This window comes from Pseudomonas sp. 05N431, assembly GCF_056397005.1.
In genome coordinates this window covers 1-1,119 of sequence record NZ_JBFTMN010000051.1, presented here as the reverse complement: position 1 = coordinate 1,119, position 1,119 = coordinate 1, and the positions used below count along the sequence as shown (strand labels likewise).

Genomic DNA, 1,119 nt, shown 5'->3' with positions numbered 1-1,119 from the left:
GAGTGTCAGGCCGGTGTTATCGATCGAGTCGGTGATCGTGGTGACCGCCGGKGTSGTGCTCGGGGTCAGCTGTTCGAAATTGCCACCGGTGGTGCTCTCGATGGTGGTGCTGACGGTGCTGCCGTTTTTGTAGACGTCGTTCGCCGGGGTATCGACCACCACCGAACCGGAAGTCTTGCCGGCCTCGATGTTGATGACTGCGCCATTGCTGAGCGTGACAGTCATCGGCGTGCCGGCCGGATTGCTCAGCGTCGCGGTATAGGTGATCTGCCCGCCTTCAGTAATCGTGTTGTCGGCGGTGAGCGTCAGGCCGGTGTTGTCGATCGAGTCGGTGATGGTGGTGACCGCCGGGGTGGTGCTCGGGGTCAACTGCTCGAAATTGCCACCGGTGGTGCTTTCGATGGTGGTGCTGACGGTGCTGCCGTTTTTGTAAACGTCATTCGCTGGAGTGTCGACCACCACCGAACCGGTGGTTTTGCCAGCCTCGATGTTGATCACCGCACCGTTGGACAGGGTGACGCTCATCGCGGTGCCGGCCGGGTTGCTCAGGGTCGCGGTGTAGGTGATCTGCCCGCCTTCAGTAATCGTGTTGTCGGCGGTGAGCGTCAGGCCGGTATTGTCGATCGAGTCGGTAATCGTCGTAACGGCCGGGGTGGTGCTCGGGGTCAGCTGCTCGAAGTTGCCACCGGTGGTGCTTTCGATGGTAGTGCTGACGGTGCTGCCGTTTTTGTAGACGTCATTGGCCGGAGTGTCGACCACCACCGAACCGGAAGTCTTGCCGGCCTCGATGTTGATGACTGCGCCATTGCTGAGCGTGACAGTCATCGGCGTACCGGCCGGATTGCTCAGCGTCGCGGTGTAGGTGATCTGGCCACCTTCGGTAATGCTGTTGTTGGCGGTGAGTGTCAGGCCGGTGTTATCGATCGAGTCGGTGATGGTGGTGACCGCCGGCGTGGTGCTCGGGGTCAGCTGCTCGAAATTGCCGCCGGTGGTGCTTTCGATGGTGGTGCTGACGGTGCTGCCATTTTTATAGACGTCGTTCGCCGGGGTGTCGACCACCACGGAGCCGGTGGTTTTACCGGCCTCGATATTGATCACGGCGCCGTTGCTCAGCGTGAC

The 1,119-nt window shown here is 61.1% G+C and carries 1 protein-coding gene; it reads right to left on the bottom strand.

Annotated elements, in window-relative coordinates; translation table 11 throughout:
• On the bottom strand, positions 1 to 1,119 hold a 1,119-nt coding region (locus tag AC1DIG_RS29255; RefSeq protein WP_477770103.1), incomplete at both ends, for an immunoglobulin-like domain-containing protein.